This window comes from Streptomyces sp. NBC_00057 (genome assembly GCF_045041165.1).
In the GTDB taxonomy this organism is placed as follows: domain Bacteria; phylum Actinomycetota; class Actinomycetes; order Streptomycetales; family Streptomycetaceae; genus Streptomyces.
Map to the genome: position 1 here is coordinate 9,061,285 of NZ_CP108256.1, position 20,958 is coordinate 9,082,242.

General features: G+C 68.2%; 17 protein-coding genes and 5 pseudogenes. 13 read left to right on the forward strand and 9 right to left on the reverse strand.

The features are described from left to right. The first annotated feature begins 334 nt into the window (after positions 1 to 334). The gene (locus OG953_RS42990) at positions 335 to 1,708 is read left to right on the forward strand and encodes a DUF4157 domain-containing protein (protein ID WP_405681802.1); all 1,374 of its coding nucleotides are present in this window, start codon (positions 335 to 337) and stop codon (positions 1,706 to 1,708) included. Here OG953_RS42990 and OG953_RS42995 read toward each other — a convergent pair. From OG953_RS42995 to OG953_RS43005, 3 genes and pseudogenes are all read right to left on the reverse strand, one after another. Beyond that, positions 1,664 to 2,417: pseudogene (locus OG953_RS42995) on the reverse strand (DUF4255 domain-containing protein). The gene OG953_RS42990 and the pseudogene OG953_RS42995 overlap by 45 nt on opposite strands. Further along, the gene (locus OG953_RS43000) at positions 2,414 to 5,623 is read right to left on the reverse strand and encodes a hypothetical protein (RefSeq protein WP_405681801.1); all 3,210 of its coding nucleotides are present in this window, start codon (positions 5,621 to 5,623) and stop codon (positions 2,414 to 2,416) included. The pseudogene OG953_RS42995 and the gene OG953_RS43000 overlap by 4 nt, the downstream one beginning before the upstream one ends. A gap of 170 nt (positions 5,624 to 5,793) precedes the next feature. Next, positions 5,794 to 6,025 (reverse strand): annotated as a pseudogene (locus OG953_RS43005) (response regulator transcription factor); the annotation flags it as partial. Between the two features lie 31 nt (positions 6,026 to 6,056). Here OG953_RS43005 and OG953_RS43010 point away from each other — a divergent pair. Then, positions 6,057 to 6,227 (forward strand): annotated as a pseudogene (locus OG953_RS43010) (IS6 family transposase); the annotation flags it as partial. 78 nt (positions 6,228 to 6,305) lie between these two features. Here OG953_RS43010 and OG953_RS43015 read toward each other — a convergent pair. Beyond that, a pseudogene (locus OG953_RS43015) lies at positions 6,306 to 6,728 on the reverse strand (transposase); the annotation flags it as partial. A 211-nt stretch (positions 6,729 to 6,939) separates the two neighbouring features. Between OG953_RS43015 and OG953_RS43020 the strand changes: the two are divergent. From OG953_RS43020 to OG953_RS43040, 5 genes are all read left to right on the forward strand, one after another. Continuing rightward, on the forward strand, positions 6,940 to 7,965 hold the full coding sequence (locus OG953_RS43020; RefSeq protein ID WP_405681799.1) for a DUF1259 domain-containing protein: 1,026 nt from the start codon (positions 6,940 to 6,942) through the stop codon (positions 7,963 to 7,965). A gap of 374 nt (positions 7,966 to 8,339) precedes the next feature. Further along, complete coding sequence (locus OG953_RS43025; protein WP_405681798.1) at positions 8,340 to 8,783, forward strand: archease; 444 nt, start codon at positions 8,340 to 8,342, stop codon at positions 8,781 to 8,783. A 27-nt stretch (positions 8,784 to 8,810) separates the two neighbouring features. After that, positions 8,811 to 9,473, forward strand: a complete 663-nt coding sequence (locus OG953_RS43030) for a DUF1963 domain-containing protein (RefSeq protein WP_405681797.1) — start codon at positions 8,811 to 8,813, stop codon at positions 9,471 to 9,473. A gap of 631 nt (positions 9,474 to 10,104) precedes the next feature. Further along, positions 10,105 to 11,430 (forward strand): transposase, encoded by a 1,326-nt coding sequence (locus OG953_RS43035; protein WP_405681796.1) that lies wholly within the window; start codon positions 10,105 to 10,107, stop codon positions 11,428 to 11,430. A 50-nt stretch (positions 11,431 to 11,480) separates the two neighbouring features. Next, positions 11,481 to 12,203, forward strand: a complete 723-nt coding sequence (locus OG953_RS43040; RefSeq protein WP_405681795.1) for an IS5 family transposase — start codon at positions 11,481 to 11,483, stop codon at positions 12,201 to 12,203. Here OG953_RS43040 and OG953_RS43045 read toward each other — a convergent pair. Further along, positions 12,200 to 13,387 (reverse strand): annotated as a pseudogene (locus OG953_RS43045) (IS4 family transposase); the annotation flags it as partial. The gene OG953_RS43040 and the pseudogene OG953_RS43045 overlap by 4 nt on opposite strands. 89 nt (positions 13,388 to 13,476) lie before the next feature. Here OG953_RS43045 and istA point away from each other — a divergent pair. Both istA and istB read left to right on the forward strand, forming a co-directional pair. After that, positions 13,477 to 14,892, forward strand: a complete 1,416-nt coding sequence (gene istA, locus OG953_RS43050) for an IS21 family transposase (protein WP_405681794.1) — start codon at positions 13,477 to 13,479, stop codon at positions 14,890 to 14,892. Beyond that, a complete protein-coding gene (gene istB / locus OG953_RS43055; RefSeq protein ID WP_405681793.1) occupies positions 14,889 to 15,662 on the forward strand; it encodes an IS21-like element helper ATPase IstB in 774 nt (257 codons plus the stop codon). The genes istA and istB overlap by 4 nt, the downstream gene beginning before the upstream one ends. Here istB and OG953_RS43060 read toward each other — a convergent pair. Then, complete coding sequence (locus tag OG953_RS43060; RefSeq protein ID WP_405691523.1) at positions 15,605 to 15,988, reverse strand: transposase domain-containing protein; 384 nt, start codon at positions 15,986 to 15,988, stop codon at positions 15,605 to 15,607. The two genes, istB and OG953_RS43060, sit on opposite strands and share 58 nt — an antisense overlap. Before the next feature lie 122 nt (positions 15,989 to 16,110). On the opposite strand from OG953_RS43060, the gene OG953_RS43065 reads away from it, so the two are divergent. Together OG953_RS43065 and OG953_RS43070 are read left to right on the forward strand one after the other, a co-directional pair. Next, entirely contained in the window at positions 16,111 to 16,335 is a 225-nt protein-coding gene (locus tag OG953_RS43065; protein ID WP_405681791.1) for a hypothetical protein, read from the forward strand. Positions 16,336 to 16,394: 59 nt separating this feature from the next. Further along, positions 16,395 to 16,739 carry a hypothetical protein gene (locus OG953_RS43070; protein WP_405681790.1) on the forward strand — a complete coding sequence of 115 codons (345 nt, stop codon included), beginning with the start codon at positions 16,395 to 16,397 and terminating at the stop codon, positions 16,737 to 16,739. Between the two features lie 10 nt (positions 16,740 to 16,749). On the opposite strand, the gene OG953_RS43075 is transcribed toward OG953_RS43070, so the two are convergent. The 3 genes from OG953_RS43075 to vanY-N all read right to left on the reverse strand — a co-directional run bounded on the left by OG953_RS43075 (position 16,750) and on the right by vanY-N (position 19,029). After that, positions 16,750 to 17,295 (reverse strand): hypothetical protein, encoded by a 546-nt coding sequence (locus OG953_RS43075; RefSeq protein ID WP_405681789.1) that lies wholly within the window; start codon positions 17,293 to 17,295, stop codon positions 16,750 to 16,752. A 542-nt stretch (positions 17,296 to 17,837) separates the two neighbouring features. Then, on the reverse strand, positions 17,838 to 18,497 hold the full coding sequence (locus tag OG953_RS43080; RefSeq protein ID WP_405681788.1) for an ATP-binding protein: 660 nt from the start codon (positions 18,495 to 18,497) through the stop codon (positions 17,838 to 17,840). Further along, a complete protein-coding gene (gene vanY-N, locus OG953_RS43085; RefSeq protein ID WP_266694172.1) occupies positions 18,478 to 19,029 on the reverse strand; it encodes a D,D-peptidase/D,D-carboxypeptidase VanY-N in 552 nt (183 codons plus the stop codon). Before vanY-N ends, OG953_RS43080 begins: the two co-directional genes overlap by 20 nt. Before the next feature lie 86 nt (positions 19,030 to 19,115). Between vanY-N and OG953_RS43090 the strand changes: the two genes are divergently transcribed. Both OG953_RS43090 and OG953_RS43095 read left to right on the forward strand, forming a co-directional pair. Next, positions 19,116 to 19,811, forward strand: coding sequence for a response regulator transcription factor (locus tag OG953_RS43090; protein WP_405681787.1), 696 nt, complete (start codon positions 19,116 to 19,118; stop codon positions 19,809 to 19,811). After that, positions 19,804 to 20,925 carry a HAMP domain-containing sensor histidine kinase gene (locus OG953_RS43095; RefSeq protein ID WP_326769889.1) on the forward strand — a complete coding sequence of 374 codons (1,122 nt, stop codon included), beginning with the start codon at positions 19,804 to 19,806 and terminating at the stop codon, positions 20,923 to 20,925. Before OG953_RS43090 ends, OG953_RS43095 begins: the two co-directional genes overlap by 8 nt. Positions 20,926 to 20,958: the final 33 nt, after the last annotated feature.

Below are 20,958 nucleotides of genomic sequence, written 5' to 3' on the forward strand. Positions count from 1 at the left end.
ATGGGGTCGAGGGGGATGGTCCGGGTGTCTGTGAGCAGGCCGGTTGTGACTACGTGGAGCTGGTCGGTGGTCCGCTGGATGGGCAGGTGCTGGATGTGACGGGCTGGGGTCGGGGAGAGCGGGGCGGCCGGGGCGATGCTGATCGCGGACGCGGACGCGGACGCGGGCCGGTACGGCGCGGTGCGGGCGGCCGTTGCGTGTCTGTCCTGCTGCCCCGTGCGTACCTCGCCCGCTGCCTGGTGGTCGATCGATGTTGCCCTGGAATACCTGGACCGGCCGCCCCCTTGGCGTGTAGGCAGGAAGAGTCGAATCTCCTGCGCTGGAAGAGGCTCCCTTGCGTGAACACGAGAATGTCAGGAAGGTCGGGAACGACGACGCCCGCTGGTCGGTCCGGAGCCCCGAAACCGCACCACGTCCCTTACCGTCGGGGCTCTTCCCGCTGCAGGCCACCATGGGAAACGCCGCCGTGGTCCAGATGCTCCGCCAGGCCGGACACCGCTGGGCCGAGGAGGCACACCAGCACTCCGCCGAATGCGGCCACGACCAAGTTGAGCAGCCAGCCGTGCAACGCTCCGCCGTCCATGGCGTCCTGCGCGCCCCGGGCCGCCCCCTGGACGACGGGACGCGCGAGGAAATGGAAGCTCGCTTTGGTGCGGATTTCTCCGACGTCCGCATCCATGACGATTCTGCGGCACACGCCTCGGCCGCGGAGATCGGCGCCCGCGCCTACACCTCCGGCAGTCATATCGTCATCGGCGACAGCGGTGGTGACAAACACACCTTGGCTCACGAGCTCACCCACGTCATCCAGCAGCGGCAGGGCCCGGTCGCTGGCACCGACAACGGCAGCGGCCTGAGGATCTCCGACCCTTCCGATCCCTTCGAACGAGAAGCCGAAGCGAACGCTCGCCGGGTGCTGGCGGACCACACCCCGGTCCAGCGGATCGCCGGCAAACCCCTCGCGCAGTCCACCACGATCCAGCGGATGAGGGACGATGATTTTGATGAACTGATGAATGAAAGAGACACCGACGCATCGGACGACGAAATGGATTACGAATTCGCGTTCGAGGAGGCGTTGCGTTTCGCCCCTCCCGGAACTGGGACGGAGGAACCCGTCGAAGAGCCCGTCGAGGAGCCCACGGTCGGCGCGTCCCGCCTGAAGCGCGCCAACGATCGCAGTACGAAGCGCGGAGTGCCAGCGAAGGGCGACCTTGTCGGGAGCAAGCCAGAGACGCCGTTCGGAACGGTTTCCCTGAACCAGGGATACAAGGGAGACCTGGGGACCGTAGTCAAGAGCAGAAAGGATGACTACCCCGGGACGCAGGGGCGGGAGTGGGAGAAGTACGCCCACCTCCTGCCGCACCTGAGCCCTGCACAGAGAGTGGCCCTCGCAGACACGATGAAGGCGGACTCGCCGACTCCCGGCAACGCGCGCCTCTTCGAGCAAGACAGCGAAGCAAAACGTGCCGCCGCCGTATTGTACGGCGTGGCACACAACTCCGAGGAGCTCCGATTCCCCGGAGCGGGCAAGGTATTGCGCGCGGCGTTGAGGAAGAACGGCGGACGCTACTCCGTAGATGAATTCTACGAGAATTTCCCGATGGCGAAGCCCGGTGGCGCAGGGTCGTTCCGAGGGGATCCCGAGCTGACGCCGCAGACGCTAGCCACGTTGGAGGCAATGTCCGACTCCTCCGAGGAAGAATGAGCGTTTCCGATCCACGCTGCGCCCACCGCGCAGCCTGCCGACTCGCCCGGGACGCGGTGAGCCGGCTCTTTTCAGGTAGTGGCGTCGTTGGGCGATGGCTTGGTGGCGTCTGCGCCAGTGGGACCATCTCAGGGCATGCTGACGCTGGTTGAGTTCGGGTCTGGGGTGGGGCAGGAGAGTGTCCAGGAGCCGTCGGATTTCCGCCACGGCCTTGGTGATGCCGGCGAGCGGCGCCCGCACCCGGAGCGAGAGGGAAGCTTTCAGCTCGCCGCCCATGGCCGACCACACGTCGGAGGCTGCCGGTGCGTCGAACCCGGTTTTGGCGGTGTCCAGCCCCACGGTCAGGCCGAGTTCGGCGAGCGTGCCGGTGAGCAGTGTATCGGTGGCCACCAGCGTGGCGAGCACCTGCGACAGCAGCCGGTGTTCGTCCTGCGGGCGGCTCGCCCAAGCCGTGACCAGGTACGTCAGCTCGAACCAGCGCGGCGGGGAGCGCCGCGCCACGAGGTGGCCATCCTCGTCGTACACCTCCCCGGAGCCACTCCCGCGCCGGATGGCGTCCTCGCGGATGTCGCACAGGAACACGCAGACCGTCGGGGGCGCTGCGCGGCCCAGTCCCGGGTGGGGGCGTCGAGACGACCTCGACGCCCGACGCCTCCAGGCCGGACTCGTCGAGCAGGCGGCGCAGCCCCTCGTCGACCTCGTGGATCACCGGCGGGTCACCTCGTCCGGCGGCTGCACGCTGCCGCTGACCACCAGGAAGTCGGTCGTCACCGGGGAGAACCCAGGGCCCTTGGCGGTGATGATCCGGGGCCCGGTCTCGTCCTTGGCGAGGATGAGCAGCTGGCCGATGAAGGTGCCGTCCGGCAGCGGAACCGTCGGCGCTGCTGCCGCGGTGATCCCCGGCTTCCAGGTGAACCGCACCGGCACGCCCGGCGGGAAGTCCTTGCCGCGCACCGAGGTGACGAAGCCGGGCTTGCCGACCTCCGGCACCGCGACGATGCGCGGCTGGAGGATGCGCAGCCGCTTCCGGGCGGTGTTGTCGCTCTTGTCGGCGTCCGTCCCGATGGTGGTGAGCTTGCCGGTGACCTGGGCGGTCAGCGCCTTGTCGGGGCTGAGGACAACCCGCACGACAGTGCTCGCACCCTGGTCCAGGTCCGGCAGCGCGCACACCCAGGACTTGTCGCAGCCCTCTGGCGGCCCGTTGTTCGGGATGCCCTTGGGCAGGCTGATGTGCAGCCGCAGCCCGGTCGCCAGCGCGTTGCGGCCGTTGCGCACGGTGTACGTCACCACGACGCGCCCGCCGACGTAGCCGGGGTTCGGCTGGGCCGTGAGGCGAAGCCCCGGCCCGGCGTCGGGCTCACCCGGAGTCGGGGGCACCGTGGGCGGTGGCGTGGGCGTCGAAGGCGTGGGCGTGGGGGGCGTGGGCGCGGGGGTCGTCGGGGGCGGGGCCTCGACGACCGGCACCACGGTGCGGCTGGCGTTGTCGCTGGGCCGCGGATCGAGGACGCTGCTGGTGACCGACCAGTCGGTCGGCGCGTCGCCGGGGATGACACCTGTGACGGTGACGGTCACCGGCACGGTGGTGTCGGGTTGGACCACGCCGACGTCGCACTGGAGGGAGGCGGCGTTGCAGGGGCCTCCGGGATACGTCAGCTTGGTGATCTGCACGCCGGACGGCGGCGCGGCGGTCAGCTTGGTGCCCGGGGAGGCGGCGGGGCCGTTGTTCACCACGTCGACGCGGATGGTGGTGGTCTTGCCAACGGTGACCTCCGGGACGGTGCCGGGCGCCTGGAGCGCGAGGTCCACGGACTGCTGGACGCTGGGTTCCTTCTGTCGGCCCGGGAGTTCCGCGGTGAGCGGGGTGAGGTCGCCGGACTCGACGTCCAACAGGCGCAGCTTCTCGGGGCTGTTGGCGGCGACTTCGGCGCGGGAGCTGACCACCAGGCCCTTGCCGTCGGCCGTCCAGGCGGCGTCCCGCGGCTGGAACGGTCCGGTGACCGAGGTGTCCGGGAGCTCCGCGTGGCAGCCGTCGGGGACGTCGCGCGCGGCCGTGGGCACAAGCACCTTGCAGTCGTCCCCCGACAGGGACGTCAGGAGGATGCCGTTGCGTTTGTCGACGGCGCCGCCACCGCTCTTGCGGTTGAAGGCGAGGCTGAGCCCGTCCGGGGAGAACGCCGGGCTGTCGTCGATAATCGCGCAGTCGCCCGGGCAGATCGTGGCGCTCAGATCGCGCTGCCGGCTCAGATCGTTCACGGGCACGGCCCAGATGTGCTTGTTACCGCCGTTCCCGTCGATCACCTCGTTGCGGGTGAAGGCCAGGGTGGCGCCGTCGGAGGACCAGGTGGGCTGGGCGTCCTCGCCTTGGAGCTGCCCGGCCGGCGGAGTGATCCGGCCGGTGATCGCACCCGTGGCCGCGTCCGCGATGAGGATACGGCTAGGGCCCGCGGCCTCCCCGACGCCGCCCGGCGAGGTCCGGGTGAAGGCGAGGAACTTGCCGTCCGGGGAGAACGTCGGGTCGGTGTCCCAGTCGTTCGCGCCGCGCCCCGCGAGCGGCATGGGCGCCGCGTTGGAGCCGTCGGCGTCCACCATCCAGATCCGCTCGATCCGGCCGTTGGGACTGTCCTCGAAGCGGGTGACGGCGATCCGGCGGCCGTCGGGCGTGTAGGTCTGCCGCTCGGTCCACGGGTCGTGCTTGGCCGCGGGCTGGAACAGCGGGTCCTTGGCGGGATCGGTGTTGGTGTCGGCCGCCGGATCCTCGTTGAGAATCGTCAGACCCAGGTCGCGGGGGTCGGACCCGTCCATGCGGGCATCCTGCAGCGTCACCACGTGCGCGCCGGAGAGGTCGTCGTTGGGGTCGTCATTGGGGTCATCCGCCGTGGTGCGCTCCACCACCACGCCGCCGCCGTCGAGCGGTCCCCGCCAGGTGGGCGACAGGACTTCCCGGTCCTCGTTGAGCACCAGCCCGGGCTCCTGGTCCGAGTGCGCCACCGACTTGAACACGTGGTCATAGTCGCCCCGGCACGTGCAGGTGGTCTCGGGGCTCAGGAACACCAACTGGTCCCCGTCGGGCAACCACGATGCCCCGTGGCCACGCCACTGTGCGTACGCGCCCCCGAGCAGTGGCTCGTCAGAGGTCCCTGCCGCGTTCGTCACCCGCAGCCGGGGCACGCTCTGCCCGTTCTCGGTGGTCGTGGCGGTGTACGCGATCCAGTCCCGGTTCTCGTCGTCGTTCACCGGGTTCCACACCGGCTCGGACGCCCTGCCGTTGGCCGGGGAGGTGATCCGGGTGGCGGTGCCGCCGTTCAGGGGCCGTACGTAGATCTGCGCTCCGATCAGCGGACTGCTGTCGCTGGAGTACGCCAGCCGCTGCCCGTCGGGGGAGACCGTCGGGTACTTCTCGTCGGAGGGTGTGTCGGTGAGCCGCGTCAGGCCGGTGCCGTCGGTGCGTACCAGCCACAGGTCGCGCTGCGTCCCCCCGTCCGTGCCGCCGGGTTCGGCCGAGTCGAACACCACGGCCTGGCCGTCCGGCGTCAGCCGGGGGTGCGCCACGTCCCGGCCGCTGGTCAGACGGAGTACCGAACCGTCCGCGGAGCGCAGGTAAACCTGTGGGTTCTTCTCGTCGCGGCGGCTCGCGAAGACCATCTGGTCCCCGAGGGCGGCCGGCTGGACGTCGTTGTGGGCGGGGCCGTCACCGAATAGTGGTGTGCTGGAGGTGGTGGAAGCGACCATGCCGAGGCTGCGGTGCCTGGTGCCCGCGTAGGCGACCCGCGTGTCCGTGGCGTCGGCCGCCCGCGGGGCGGATTCGGCGCCGCCCTGTCCGGAGGCCGCCGTCACTCCGAGCAGCGGGATCAACAGCAGCAACGACGTTCCGATTCTCCCCAGCCGGTGCCGGCCGCCGCGGTCAGCCGTTCCCATCACGGTCCCCTTCGCAGTCTGGTGCGGCATCCCGATGCACCCATCCGGATCGCCCCCGCCACCCTGCACCAGCCGTGCGCGGCACGGCAGGGCGGCGGGGCCCTACCCGGGGGAGGCGCCCGGTGTGCTTTCGGGCAGTGCCTGTTTCCCGTACGACGTCAGCGCAGGTGTCAGATCAGCCCGTTGCGTAATGCGTAGCCCACCGCGTGGGCCCGGTTGCGCAGTTGCAGCCGCGTGTTGATCTCGTGCAGGACGTTCTTGACGGTCCGTTCCGAGTACGAGGCCTTGCGGGCGATCTCCGCGGTGTCCAGGCCCTCCGAGACAAGGCGCAGCATGTCCGCCTCGCGCGTGGTCAGCGTGGAAAGCGACAGCCCCCCGCGGGTCGAGCGCCGAGCGCTGCAGGCGGCACTGTCGCGTTGACTGGCCGGGTGGGATGATCTTCTGGTTGGTCGTGCCGGGGAGGGATTCGTTCGTGTCGTCCGCGTCGCCGTCGTACAAGGGCCACCGGTACCCGGTGGAGGTGATCGCGCACGCGGTATGGCTGTACTTCCGCTTCCCGCTGTCCTTCCGCGAGGTCGAGGAGCTGATGCTCGAGCGCGGCGTCAGGTGCTGTCACGTTGTTGAGTTGCAGGTGCCTGACGGTGCGTTGGGGCCTGGTGGGGCCCGCGGTCCGGGCCTGTGGTCAGGCCGTGGTGGGCCGGCCGGCAGTGCCGGTGATCTGGTCCCAGATCGCGAAGCGGACGGTCATCTCGGCTCGGTGGTGGGAGGCTGTCATCAGGTGGCGGTGAGGGCGGAAGTGGGGCGAGATGCCGCTGAACGCGGACAGGAACCGCTGGGCCCCGCCGACGGAACGGAATCCCTTCATGGCGCGTTCACGCTGCCGGGTGGGCTGATGACTGTTCTCGGCCCGGTTGTTCAGGCCCTTGTGGGAACGGTGTTCCACCGAGGGCATGACCTCGCGGTGCGCCGCGCCGTAGGAACGGAGCTTGTCGGTGACGACCACCCGCGGCACCGTACGGGTCTTCTTCATCAGGCGGCGGAAGAAGCGTCCTGCCGCGGCCTTGTCCCGGCGGCTCTGCAGGAGGATGTCCGGGCGGGCTCCGTCCACGCCGATGACCAGCCCTTTGAGTATGGCTGTCACATTCAGCACGGCGCGATCGTATGGGGCCCGACCTGTTTACCCGCACGATTCAGCGGGGTGTGAAGAATCCAGAACCCGGAATAGCCCTTTTGAAGCAACACGCGAGCCATGCTTCTCAGTAGAGGCACTTCCTGTAAACCTCCGTGGTCTTATTATCCACGGAGGTGCAGACCTGATGAACGAACTCCCCCAGGGCGACACATACAACAGGCTGTCATCGGCGCCGGCACGGCGACGCATGCTGAAAGCTGCTGTGCTGGCGCCCGTGCTGACCGGGCTGGGAGCACATGGTGCGCAGGCCGGGACGGTAAGGCCGGCCAATGCGCCCCAGCATGAGTTAGTCCAACCTGTCCCCACTACCGAGGCGTTCTGGCAGCCGGTCGCAAAAGTTCTGGGCCGACCCGGCAGCCTGCTGCGCAAAACCGTGTACCGCACCCGATTCCCCCGGGGCGACCTACATGTCGTCTCCCACCACGTGACCGTCTCACCCGGCCTCGCTCTGGGTTCCCACATTGCCTTTCTCCGCTATTCCGACGGCAGCGTGATGACCATGGGCGATTTGACTCTCGCCGAGCGCGAACTGCAACACGTGAGCGATGCCCTGCAGGCACACGGAATCGAGCAGACCGCTCTGCATAAACACCTGCTCGCGCACAGCCCCGACATCTGGTGGACCCACTTCCACGGCCATGGACATGATCCGGTGAGTCTCGCTCGCGGGCTGCGCACGGCAATGGACCTGACCGCGAGCCCGCCCGCCACGCCCCCGACACAGCCTGCTCCGTTGGATCTGGACACTGCCGGGATCGATGCCGCGCTGGGCGTCAAGGGCTCCAACGACGGCGGAACGTACAAATCCGCATTCATGCGACGCGAGACCATTACAGACAACGGCATGGTGCTTCCTCCGGGCCTGGGCTCGACCACAGCCTTCAACTTTCAACCACTTGGTGGCGGCCGGGCAGCGCTCAGCGGCGACTTTGCCATGATCGCCGACGAGGTTCAAGGCGTTCTGAAGGTACTGCGGCGGGGTGGTATCGACCTCGTAGAACTGCACAATCATGGGCTGCGCGAGAAGCCGCGCCTGTTCTACATTCATCTCTGGGCCGTAGGTGACGCTGTGCGACTGGCAAAAGCTCTACGCCCCGCGGTGGTCATCACCAATGTCGCGCCGGCCGACTCGGAACGGGACCCGTTGTGACGCCGTAGTTCTCCCTCTCCACGCAGTGTGACCGGCGGCGCCCTCCACCATGCCACCGTGGCCACGTCGCGGCCGGTGGCGTGCTGCTTCAGCGGCGGAAGGCCGAGACCGAGCGAGACCGGCAGGCGTGCGCACCTTTACGGGGACGGCGAGACAACTACCGTATGTCCCCTTTCGATTGCCTGCGGTCAACAGGCGGGGAAAGACTGGCGAATATGGCCACGCCAACGCGTGGTCGCGCGTCGTGCAGGTTGCCCTGGAGCGGTGTACGGGACGACTCTGGAGGAGGCATGGCCTGAGGCTCAGGGAACTCGGCATCAGGCTGTGCGTCCGGAGACGGCGGAGAGGCGCCGACCGTGGATGGTCGGGAACCTGTGGGAAAGCAGCCCGGCGCGAGTGGCCACTGGGCTGTGCCGCACACCGCGGACGTACAGGTGGAGGCGTGGTCACCGACGGCCGAGGGCTGCATCGGCGAGGCCGTACGCGGGGTGCTGGAAGGCTTCGCCGACACGTCCAGGGCCACAGTTGTCGGGGAACGCGAATACGCGGTCACAGCCGAGTCCGACGAGGCTCTGCTGGTGTCCGTCCTGGAGGAGGTCGTCTACCGGATGGATGCCGACGGTGAGATCCCGCTCGATGTGGAGGTGGGGGCGATCCGGTCGGCGGGGGACGGCCGGGGCCTGTGCGTCCGCTTCCGCATGGCCGATGCCGACACCGCCGTGGCGGTCGGTGCGGTGCCGAAGGCCGTTTCGCTGCACGACCTGCAGCTGCGGGGCGGGCCTGGCGGCTGGACCTGCCGGGTGACCCTCGACGTCTGAGTGCAGGGCGGGGGAAGGGAAAGGATCATGGCGCTCACGGTGGCACTGGCAGGCGACACCATGCTCGGGCGCAGCGTCGCCGAGGAGCTGCCATTGCCCAGCGCGTCGAGGACAACGGCGGGGAAGCCTGCTGGCTGGCCGAAGGCCTACGAGCGGCAGTGGGACGACGAGCGCCAGCCGATCTCCTACGACTCCACCTGGCGCGCCGCCGCCTGGCTGCCCAGCGGGCTCCTGCGCCGCCTTGGCCTTCTGCACACGGTCGCCATTCCCCAGGTCGTCACCGGGCACGAGGCGAGGCTGGGGGAGTTCTGGGTCCTGGAGATGGACCACTTTTCCGACACCGGCCTGCGCCGCGCGGAGCTGGTGCAGGCGCTGACCGACCCCGTGAACGGCCTGCCGCTCGAACTGCGCGGACACCGGGACCTGACACCCGGCGAAGGCCTCGGCCAAGGCGTCTCATCGAGAGGCGTGAAAGCTTCTACCAGCAGGAACAGTACGAGGTACAGAAGCGCAACAAGGGTCACCCAGATACCAGTCTTCTCCACCTTGCCGAGGCGAGGTCCCTCGCCGGTGAACGCAGAGCTCGGATGGGGCTGGGGCGATGCCGGGACCATGTACTTCACGATTCCGGCGAAGGCGTTCGCGGCTGGCGACTTCAGCAACGCCGAGGCGAACGGGCGCTGCTGCTGACCTCAGTCTTCTGGCTACCGGGCGTCGTCTCCACGACTCGGGCGACGTATCCGCTGTAGGTGCGGCCGGCGAGATCCGACCAGCGGACTGCCGTACCCGGGGTGATGCCGAGAGCCTGTGCGAGGAGGGGGCTTCGATGCGTGCGGCCAGATGGAGCAAAGCCCGTGACCGTGCCAGCCCAGGATGAAGTCCCAGTCGGCGCAGGCGAACCATGGCTCGGGCGTGACTGAGTGGCTGGCCCGCCTTCATCCCGGGGAAGAGCCAAGGGACCGTCACGATGGCCGCTCCCGCGTGTGGCAGGCAACCTTGTTGCAGGTGTTGGACGACGAGTTGGTCGGTCGGTTCGGTGCCACGTATCCGTTGGCGGTCACGGGCGCCTCCGGGTCGGCCCGAGGTCGGCCTGCCGTCCACCGCGAGGGGGTGGGCGCACGGGCGCACTTTCGGAGGGAGGTCGTCAGAGAGCGGAGCCTCTTCCGCGTGTCCGGAGGCGCGGAACGTCATGTCAGGCGTGGTGATCACGGTGTTGGCGCAAACATTTCACCCACCAGGTTCTACCCGCGTAGCTACTGGCGGGGTGACATGAGAGCGCATCAATCGCCGCCCACCCGAGCCACTTCACCCAGGAGAGACGATGCGCGCCCGCATACGCATTGCCGCCACCAGCTCCGCTCTCACCCTCGCCGTCAGCACCCTCATCATCGGCTCCACCGCAGGCACCGCCCACGCCGCCACCTGCTCCCAGGCCTACCTGCCGCTACCTGACTCCAAGTGCACCCCCGGCAGCTACAACCCGGACGTCACCCAGTCGACCATCAACTCCACGATCTGCGTGTCCGGCTGGACCGCGACGGTTCGCCCGTCGACGTCGTACACCAACAAGCTCAAGGCGCAGGGCATCATCGACTACGGATACGCGGACACCAGCATGTCCTCCTATGAGGAGGACATGCTGGTGCCGCTGGAATTGGGCGGGCACCCGACCGACCCGGCCAACCTCTGGCCCGAGCCCCGCGCCGCTGCACGGGCACGCGCCACCCACTACCGCCGCATCAACCCCAGGCCGAAGCCCGCACCGTCCCCGAGACCCGCGCCCGCCTCGGCCCTCTCACCGGCCGAACGGGCAGAGATCCTGGCGCTGTTGAACCGGCCGGAGTACGCCGACCTGCCGCCCGCGCAGGTCTGGGCGCGTGAGCTGGACGCGGGGAACTACTGGTGCTCGGAGCGCACGATGTACCGGATCCTGTCCGCCGCCGGGCAGAACGGCGAACGCCGCCGCCAGGCCACCCACCCGGCCAGGACGATCCCCGAGCTGGTGGCGACCGGGCCGTCGCAGGTCTTCACCTGGGACATCACCAAGCTGCCCGGCCCGGACAAGGGCATCTGGTACCACGCCTACGTCGTCATCGACATCTTCAGCCGCTACATCGTCGGCCACACCGTCGAGCGGGCCGAAACGGCTGAGCGGGCGGAGGAGTTGATCCGCGAGACGATCGAGCGCAACGGCATCGTGCCCGAGACGGTGCACGCGGACCGCGGCACCTCGATGACCAGCAAGAAGGTCTCCCAACTGCTGCTCGACCTCGGCATCACCAGGAGTCACTCGCGCCCCAGGGTCAGCAACGACAATCCCTACTCGGAAAGCCAGTTCAGGACCACGAAGTACGCCGACTACCCGGAACGGTTCGATTCGCTGGCCCATGCCCGGGAGTGGATGGACGCCTTCACCACCTACTACAACCACGACCACAGACACTCCGGGATCGGCCTGCACACCCCCGCCTCCGTCCACTTCGGCACTTCAGAGGAGGTCCGCGACCAGCGGGACGTCGCACTCGCCGAGGCATACGAGCGCCACCCCGAACGCTTCGCCCGCCGACCGAAGCCACCCGAGATACCCGGCCAGGTCTGGATCAACGACCCGACGAAACGCAGGGCACCCGAACCACAAGGTTCATAGCACCGCGAACGTCTCATTTGGCTTGACAACTACCGATCCAGGAGGCCCTGTTGTCGCAGTTCTACGCCCTGGCTGCGGCCGGGTCCAGCCCGGCCACTCCGTCGTGTGACTGCCTCGCGCACCGGTTCGGGAACGCCACCGACAACGGAACGCACGAGCGCCGCTACCCCACCGACATGACGGACGCCCAGTGGGCAGCGATCCGTCCGCTGCTACCGGTGCCGGGCTGGCTGCAGGGACGGGGCGGGCAGCCGGAGGCGTACTGCCACCGGGCGATACTGGACGCGGTCCACTACCTGGTCGACAACGGAACCAAATGGCGGGCCCTGCCCGCGGACTTCCCGCCGTGGGACCGGGTCTACGCCTTCTTCCGCCGCTGGCGCGACCATGGCCTGGTCACCGAGTTCCATGACCGGCTGCGCGGGAAGGTCCGCGAGAAGGCGGGCCGGGACCCGGAGCCCAGCGCCGGGGTGATCGACTCCCAGTCGGTCAAGGCCGACGCCGTCGTCGGCTCCGACAGCCGGGGCTTCGACGGCGGCAAGCTGATCAACGGACGCAAGCGCCACGCCGTAGTCGACACGCTCGGCCTGCTGCTCGCCGTGATGGTCACCCCCGCGGACACCGGCGACCGCACCGCCGCGCAGACACTCCTCGCACAGGTCGCCGACGCACACCACCGGCTGGAACTGGTCTGGGCCGACGGCGGCTACACCGGCAGCCTCATCACCCACTGCCTCACCGCTCTCGCCCTAGTCCCAACGCCGTTCGGTTAGCCGTCTGGCGTGCTTGGCAATGTGTTGATCGCGATCTGGACGGTGGTCTTGTGGGTTCGGTGGTCGATGTGGCGGCCGACGGCGCGGTACTTGGAGCTGATCGCTCGTTTCTTCACGCGGGGCCGGGTCCGGTTACGGCGGGCGGGTAGGAGGTCGTCGAGGATGGCGGTGCCGATCCGGCCGACGAGGTCGATCTGCGTGTGGGGGATGATGCCGGCGGCACGGACGATCTGGTCACGTGCCGTGTTCAGCGCGATGGTGAATGCGGCGCGGTCGGGGTCGATGTCGGGCCGGTGCAGGACAGCGTCGCTCATCGCGGTGCGAAGCACCTGGTAGGCGACCAGGAGTGCCCAGGTTTCCTGGGTGACGGCTGCTGGGTGGCGGCCGCGGAGGACTCTGCCACTGAGGATGGTCGATTTCAGTTCGCAGTAGCTGGTCTCGATCTCCCAGCGTTCGTGGTAGAGCCTGACCAGGCCGGTCGCGGGTGCCTCGTCGGGATCAAGCAGGCTGGTGACGAGCCGGTAGGTGCTGTGGGTGACGGCGCGCTCGTCGGCGCCGTCGGCGGGGGTGACGGTGATGGCGGCCTCGATGACGCGGACGGTGACCTCGCCGATGCGGGACAGGAACGTGCCGTCGGGCAGACGATGCAGGATCGGCAGCTTGAGCGCTGTGCTGTGGGTCTTGGCGCGGATGAGGAAGTCCGCGCCCGTGGACGCGACGGTGCCCACGAACCCGGTGGCCGAGAAGTTCCGGTCACCCAGCAGCAGCATCCCGGGCCGGAGTGCTCCGGTCGTGCCCGCGGTGGTGACCAGGTCACCGGCGTAGGTCAGCTCGCCGGTCTTATCGGTGCCGAAGGCCGCGTCCAGGAGTGTTCGGGTCCCGCAGGCCACCAGCGCGACCATGCGCAGCATCGGGTATCCGGCCGGCCCGTTCGGCCCGGCCTTCGCCTTGGGGAACGCCGACAGGTTCGCGGGTGTGTCCGGTAGCGCGATCTGGGTGCCGTCGATCGCGACCACCAGCCTGCCCGCGAACCGTGTCACCTGTGTCGCGGTCACTGCTGCGGGGCCTTTGACCAGGTCGAACAGTGCTTGCAATGGCTTGGGGCCGACCCGTCGCATCGCAGCCGTGATCGATGAAGGTGTCGGCGTACGGGCTCTGGTGCAGAGGTGCGTACGGGTTGATCTGCAGAGGTGCTCCGGCGTGTCTGGCCGGGGCCGGGGCGGTGAGTGGAGTCTGTCGCTGACGTTGTGCGGCGATGAGGGAGGCTCGGGGCATGCTGCTGGAACCGGAGCGGTGGCTGGAGTTGCGGCGCTTCCGGTCTCTGCATGAGGCTGGCGCGAGCATCTCGGAGATCGCCCGGGAGACCGGCCTGAACTGGCGCACGGTCAAGAAGTACCTGGAGAGCGACGGGCCGCCCGAGCCTCCGGCTCCGGCGCCGCGGTCGGATCTGGGCAACCAGGTGATCAAGCCATGGGCGCATGTGATCGATGCCTGGCTGCGGGCCGAGGTGCTGCTGAAAGCCGCGGTGATCCATGAGCGTCTCGTCGAGCAGTACGGCTTCCCGCACCACTACCAGCGCGTCAAGATGTATGTGCAGCAGGCCCGCCCCAGGATCGCGGAGGAGCTCGGATACACCCCGCGGGAGCTGGCCCGCCTCCACCGTCGTTTCGAGGTGGTGCCCGGCGCTCAGGCCCAGGTCGACTGGGGTGACGAGGGCGGCATTCTGGCCCATGTCGGGATCCCGAAGGTCTACTCCTTCCACATGGTCCTGTCCTACTCCCGGGATCCGTTCTGCTGTTTCACCACCAGCCAGAACCTGGCGGCGTTCTGGGAGTGCCACCGCCGGGCGTTCGCGCATTACGGCGGGGTGCCCGGCGTGATCGTCTACGACCGGACCAAGACCGTGGTCCGCCGTCATGTCGCACCCGGCGAGGCGGTCCCGCTGCATCCGGAGGCCGTCGCATTCGCCGGGCACTACGACTTCGACATCGATGTGCTGGCCGCCTACCGGCCCACCGGCAAGGGCCGGGTCGAACGCCAGGTGACCATCGTCCGTGATCACGTACTGGCCGGCCGGGCCTTCTCCGGGCTGGATGACCTGGACGGGGCGTTCATGGCCTGGGTCCCCCAGCGCCGGGCCCGCACCCACCGCACCCACGGCGAAGTGATCGGCGTGCGAGCCACACGAGATCACGCCGCGCTGCGGCCGCTGCCGGCCCGCCCCTACATCGTCGCCGACCGATTCTTGCGGCACGTCGGCAAGGACTGCCTGGTCGCTTTCGACGCCAACTTGTACTCGGTGCCCGCCATCAAGGTCCGCCACCGACAGTTGGTCGAGGTCAGGGCCTCGGCTGCCACGGTCGCACTGCATTCCACCGTGCCCGACGCCCAGGGCATCACGCTGCTGGCCGTCCATCCGCGCGCGGTCGGCCGCGGCGCCCGCATCGTGGACGAAGCGCACTGGCAGGGCCTGCCCGACGGACATACCCGCGCCACCACCACCGATCCCGGCACGCCTGCGGCCAGGCCGGCCCGCACGGACGCCGAGCCCGGCGGGCTTGTTTCCTTGCTGACCCGGGCCAGAGCCGCGCAAGTCCACGTCGGCACCCGGCCGCTGGCGCTCTACGACCAGATCACCGGCACCCACCCCTTCACCCCCGCCCCCATCGACCCCAGGGACATGCGTTGAGCGAGCTGGTCACCGCCCGGATCCGCGCCACCGCCACCAAGCTCGGCCTGCCCCATCTGACCCAGTCGCTGGCCGAGTACGTCGGGCGGGCCGATGCCGGTCAGATGGCCTACCTCGACTTCCTCGACCTCGTCCTGGAAGAAGAACTCGCCGTCCGTGAAGAGCGCCGCTTCCGCCATGCCCTGCGGGTCTCCCGGCTGCCGCACTACAAGACGATCGAGGAGTACGACTTCTCCTACCAGCCCGAACTCGACCCCAGGAAGGTCAAGGATCTGGCCACCCTCGCGTTCGTCGAGGCCAGGGCCAACGTTGCTCTGTTGGGCCCGCCGGGAGTAGGGAAAACACACCTCGCGGTCGCCCTGGCGGTCGCCGCCTGCCGGGCCGGCTACACGATCTACTTCACGACCCTCGACGACATGGTCCGCCAGCTCAAAGCCGCCGACTCCATCGGCCGCCTGGCCAGCAAACTCCGCACCTACCTACGGCCCAACGTCCTCGTGGTCGATGAGGTCGGATACCTCCCACTGGAACGTGACGAGGCGAACCTCGTCTTCCAGATGCTCTCCAAGCGCTACGAAAAGGGCTCCACCTTGCTGACCTCGAACAAAAGTTTCAGCGAGTGGGGCCAGGTCTTCGGCGACGACGTTCTGGCCACCGCCATCATCGACCGCCTCCTCCACCACTGCGAAATCCTCGCCATCAACGGCGCCAGCTACCGCCTGAAGAACCGCCTCACTGCCATCGAAGGCGGCATCGCCGCCGTCAGCTGACACAGTCTCAAGCTCTGTACATCAGCCCGTACATACCTCTGCACTACAGCCCGTACGCCGACAGAAGGCGCCGGTGCGGGCAGCGGCACGGGTAGCGAGGCGGTCAGCCGGGACCAGATTTGCGCCCAGCCCAGCCCGGTGAACAGCGCGCCGGCGAGGAGGAGGTAGACCACCACCCGCGACGGCAGTCGCCGCACCCGATGCTGCAGACCACCCGCGGATGCGAGCGCCTCGTCGACGAGATCGAACGGAACAACCTGGGTCAACTCGCCCAGGTGCCCCACGGCCAACGCGCCGGGAGCATGCGTAATGACAGAATCGGACACTGCAGCCCTTGTGGAGGAACACGAGTCTTGGCGGACCCGAGAACCACTACAAGGGCTGCACCCGTATCACCAGCCGAAACGCCGAGAGTTGCGCCGCCGATCGAACCCCTAACCGAACGGCATTGGCCCTAGTCCTGGCGATCGTCAAACGCAGCGACGACATGCGCGGCTTCGTGGTGCTGCCCAAGCGGTGGATCGTCGAGCGATTCTTCGCCCACCTGATGCGCACCCGACGCCTGGTGCGCGACTTCGAGCGATCCACCAGCAGCGCCGAGGCGATGATCTACTGGTCGATGACCCTCCTCATGACCCGCCGCCTTGCCCGGCCACGCCCTTCGCGAGCGTGAACGGGGCCGGCGCTGGGGCTTGTGACCCACGCCGGGTTGGCACCTGCGATCATTCGCACATGAGCTACGACCTGGCCGTCTGGCACGGAGAGCGACCGCGTGACGACGAAGCCAGCGCTGTCTTTGACGAGCTTTACGACCGCTACTTCGATTCGGAAGACGTGATCGCCGAGCCGTCGCCGCGCATCGAGGCCTATGTCGAGGCACTCGTCGAGCGGTATCCAGACGATGTCGCCGGCAGCCCCTGGGCGTCACCGCCCGTCATTGACGAGGCCTCGGGCCCGATCGTCTATCTGCTCATGTCCTACAGCAGAGCGGAGGAGGTCTCCGAGTATGCGGCCGCCCTGGCACGCGAGCACGGGCTCGTCTGCTACGACCCCCAGGGAGAAACCCTGCGGGTCTGAGGGTCGCCGTTCACCATCCCTCGCCTTGTCCGGCCACGCCCTGCGAGAGCGAGAACCGACCCGGCACCGGCTCGACCAGCCACCCCCGGGCCACCATCCGCTTCGCCTTCGACCGCAGCGCCTCCACCTTTGCCGGCACCACCTCCAGGCCGAAGCAGACGGCCATCTCCTGGCAGGAAAGCGGACCTTGGCCACCTCGGTCGCGGTCGGCAAGGATTCGCAGGATGCGTTGGTAGTCCACCGACAGCGCCGACCAGGCCAGCCCCGAGTGCCACATCGGCACTACCGACTTCGGCTTCACCGATTCCGAAGCCCCGGCCGGCGCCGGCTGTTCACCGCCATCCGGCAGGTCCACAGCGACATCACGACCGGCGACGCCACCGTCGCCTGGGGCCAGTACCTCGCCGACACGCGAGCAAGCAATGACCCACTCGTTCCAATCCCGCTCGGCAATGGCCAGCTCGGCCTGGATCCGATCGGCCTCCTCCCGCAGTTCGTCCACACGGCGGCGAGCGGCGCACTCACGCTGTTCCAGCAGTCCCACGACCGACGGCATCCCTGGCCTCCACCGGAGCGACGACACGACAGGTCACCACTGCCACAGAACCGCCGCTCCTATGCCTGACCAGCGGAAACGCAGTCCTCAAGCACGGAAAGACAACAACTTCTCAGTCCCGTCGAGTTTGAGGAGAAGTATTGCGTCGGCCAGGTGACGGTCGAACAACTGAACCTGAAACCCCGTCAACCCGCCCTGACCAGCTGATCGGCACCTCCCGCACACCGGGGAAACCTCATGGCCGGCCCGGTCCGTGCCGCTGGATCCGCGCTGGTCGGACGCGGAAGCGGCCTGCCCTATGCCCAGATGAGCGCTTGGACCGGTATTCCTGAAGACGACCTGGCCCAGCAGGTCCAGGACTATCACCGCCTCATGGCTCTCTGAGCTGCTGCACGATCGCTGTCGCGAGGCTCGACGGGTCGGACCCGGGGCTCGCACGCCCGATTCCTGAATGCTGGTCTGGTGGGTGAGGGCAGCGCTGGCGGGGCGGGTTGGTCACCTGGTGGCGGGGGCGAGTTGCACGCGCATGCTGCGAGAGTTCGTCACGTGACCGCAGAGTCATTCCCGGCGGTCATGCTCTGGTACCGCCTGGCCAACGCGGGCCCTAGAACCCACGTGATGTCGTCGGATCCCGGGTCGTACGACCACCCGTCCGCTACCCGGGCGGCAACCAGCCGGTCGAGGGTGGCAGTCAGGGCGCCAGGTGTGTCTGCTGCGCACACGCGCCCGAGTCGGTCTGCCTCGATGATGCCGTGCACGTGGCCGGGGGAGAGGTAGGTGGCCAGCGCGAGTCCGGCGAGCTGTTCTGAGGCCGACAGGCTGCGAAGCGCCGGGGGTGGGGTGCCGTCGCGCGCGTCGTGGGTTCGGGGACGATGGCGCTGTGTGCGGTGGCCTGCGCGCAGGCGCTGCACCGCCCTGGCCTCGGCCACGAAGGCTGCGGGGGACTCCTCGAGACTCCGCCCGTCCAGCATCAGTACGGTGCGATCCGCTGCTGCGGCCCGCTGGGCGAAGCGTCCCAGCAGCGCCGACTTGCCGACACCGCCGGGGCCATGAATGAACAGCACTCGGCCGCCGGTGCACAGCGCCTCCTCGAAGGCAGCGAGCTCTTCCTTTCGTCCGACGAAGGCACGTTGCCTCGCGGCCTGGAGACGCCCCTCCAGGCGCCCGGCATGCTGCCCCTCGTCAACGAGCTTGCAGGGCATCGCGGATCTCCTGGGTCGTTGGTGGCACGTCGGCGTCCGGGCGGTACTCGAAGTGCCACCACTCGTTGTCGTAGATGCGGTAGAGGTCGTAGCGGGCACCGTGTTCCTCAAGCCAGCGCGCGCCTTCGAACGGGCGTACATCCAGCGCGGTGCCCTTGACGTGCCTGGATTCCGCCGGTGGCAGTACGAGCATCCGGGCCGCGGCCGGTGAGCCGACGCGGCGCACCTCCTCGTCGAACAACCGCTGCTGGACGAGGGGATCGCGGTATCCCGAGGTGAGGCCGACGAGCTGCCCATGACGCCAGAGCGCCTCAGCGCGTGCAGCGGTGAACGCCGCCCTGGCACCGTCGGTGAGCCCGGTGAGATCCTCGGCAGGAAATCGGATCCCCAACGCCCAGTGGCAGGCCAGTTCACGGGCGCGGCCGGGATCGCGGACGAACGCAACGGGGAGCAGGAGCACGGCGAGCACCACCGCAAGTACGGTGAACAGCCGGTCACGGGGCCGAAGCGGGATAACGTGTGGCTCGTTCATGCCTCCAGTCAAGGGGGCGTGATGTTGCCAGCCCGTATCCAGTTTTCGATATACCGACGATACGTACCGGCTCGTAACATCGGACTATGCGTGTATTAGTCGTCGAGGACGAACCCTACATGGCAGAGGCGATCCGCGATGGGCTGCGCCTGGAAGCGATCGCGGCCGACACCGCCGGTGACGGTGATACCGCTCTGGAACTGCTGAGCACCAACGCTTACGACATCGCCGTCCTCGACCGGGACATCCCCGGACCTACCGGTGACGAGATCGCCAAACACATCGTCGCCTCCGGCAGCGGCATGCCGATCCTCATGCTGACCGCTGCCGACCGGCTCGACGACAAGGCCACCGGGTTCGAGATCGGCGCCGACGACTACCTCACCAAGCCCTTCGAACTCCGCGAACTCGTGCTCAGGCTCAGAGCACTCGACCGCAGGCGAGCCCACAACAGACCACCTGTGCGAGAGATCGCAGGCTTACGTGTGGATCCGTTCCGCCGCGAGGTCTACCGCGAGGGCCGCTACATCGCGCTGACCAGGAAGCAGTTCGCTGTGCTCGAAGTCCTCGTCGCTGCCGAAGGCGGTGCCGTCAGCGCAGAAGAGTTGCTGGAGCGAGCGTGGGATGAGAACGCCGATCCGTTCACCAACGCCGTGCGCATCACGGTCTCGGCCCTGCGCAAACGCCTTGGCAAGCCCTGGCTGATCGCCACCGTGCCCGGGGTCGGTTACCGCATCGACGCAGGACCGGACGCCGATGACCGGGGAGCGGTGCGTGGATAGGCGTCAAGGGTTGAGCGTCCGCCTCAAGTTCACCCTCAGCTATGCCGGGTTCCTCGTGATCGCGGGCGCATTGCTGCTCGCCGCCGTGTGGGTGTTCCTTCTGCGGGGAAGGTCGAACAGCCTGGCCGTCCCCGATTGGTCCGACTTCCTACGCGTCTTCAAGCCAAGCAATTTCGGCCCAGTCGTCTTCGTCCCGGCGGGAATCCTGGCGCTGGGGTTCCTGCTGGTGTTCGGTCTCGTGGGCGGGTGGATTCTGGCCGGCCGGATGCTCGCCCCGCTGATACGCATCACCGACGCCACACACAGGGTGGCGAACGGACCGCTCTCCCACCGGATCCGCCTACCGGGCCGCCGAGATGAGTTCCGCGAACTCGCCGACTCCTTCGACACCATGCTCGCGCAGCTCGAAGCCCACGTCGCCGAACAGCAGCGATTCGCGGCCAATGCCTCTCACGAACTGCGCACCCCGCTGGCGGTCACGCAGACGCTTCTCGACGCGACCCGCAACGATCCGAACCGCGACACCTGTGAGCTTGTCGAGCGCCTCCGCGTGGTCAACACCCGAGCCATCGACCTCACTGAAGCACTGCTCCTGCTCAACCGCGCCAACCAGCGGTCATTCACCAGGGAAGACGTCGACCTGTCCCTCCTGGCGGAAGAAGCCACTGAAACGCTCCTCCCCTTGGCAGAAAAGCATGGCGTCACCATCGAAACCTCCGGCGACATGAGCACCACCATCGGCTCACAGGCGCTCCTGCTGCAGATGGTCATGAACCTCCTGCACAACGCGATCGGCCACAACCTGCCTGAACAGGGCACCGTATGGGTGCATACCAGCGTCCGCCCCGACACTGTTGTGCTCACTGTCGAGAACACTGGCGAGAAGCTCACCTCACAGCTGGTCTCGACACTCACCGAGCCATTCCAGCGCGGCACCGAACGCATACACAGCAGCCACGCAGGTGTCGGCCTCGGCCTGGCCATCGTCAAGACCATCACCCAGGCACACGACGGAACCCTCACCCTCACCCCCCGCCCCGCCGGCGGGCTCCGCGTCACGGTGCAACTGCCCGCCGCGTCAGCGCACACACAAACAGATGGCGATCAGGCCTGAAGAACGTCCGAATCTCACAGGGGAAACCCGCTG

What these genes read in the sequence shown, in the direction of transcription:
- OG953_RS43020 (WP_405681799.1), top strand. Translation starts at nt 6,940, where the DNA reads ATGAACGAACTCCCCCAGGGCGACACATACAACAGGCTGTCATCGGCG.
- OG953_RS43070 (WP_405681790.1), top strand. Translation starts at nt 16,395, where the DNA reads ATGAGCTACGACCTGGCCGTCTGGCACGGAGAGCGACCGCGTGACGAC.
- istA (WP_405681794.1), top strand. Translation starts at nt 13,477, where the DNA reads ATGCTGCTGGAACCGGAGCGGTGGCTGGAGTTGCGGCGCTTCCGGTCT.
- OG953_RS43090 (WP_405681787.1), top strand. Translation starts at nt 19,116, where the DNA reads ATGCGTGTATTAGTCGTCGAGGACGAACCCTACATGGCAGAGGCGATC.
- vanY-N (WP_266694172.1), bottom strand. Translation starts at nt 19,029, where the DNA reads ATGAACGAGCCACACGTTATCCCGCTTCGGCCCCGTGACCGGCTGTTC.
- OG953_RS43000 (WP_405681801.1), bottom strand. Translation starts at nt 5,623, where the DNA reads ATGGGAACGGCTGACCGCGGCGGCCGGCACCGGCTGGGGAGAATCGGA.
- OG953_RS43035 (WP_405681796.1), top strand. Translation starts at nt 10,105, where the DNA reads ATGCGCGCCCGCATACGCATTGCCGCCACCAGCTCCGCTCTCACCCTC.
- OG953_RS43080 (WP_405681788.1), bottom strand. Translation starts at nt 18,497, where the DNA reads ATGCCCTGCAAGCTCGTTGACGAGGGGCAGCATGCCGGGCGCCTGGAG.
- OG953_RS43030 (WP_405681797.1), top strand. Translation starts at nt 8,811, where the DNA reads ATGGCGCTCACGGTGGCACTGGCAGGCGACACCATGCTCGGGCGCAGC.
- OG953_RS43075 (WP_405681789.1), bottom strand. Translation starts at nt 17,295, where the DNA reads ATGCCGTCGGTCGTGGGACTGCTGGAACAGCGTGAGTGCGCCGCTCGC.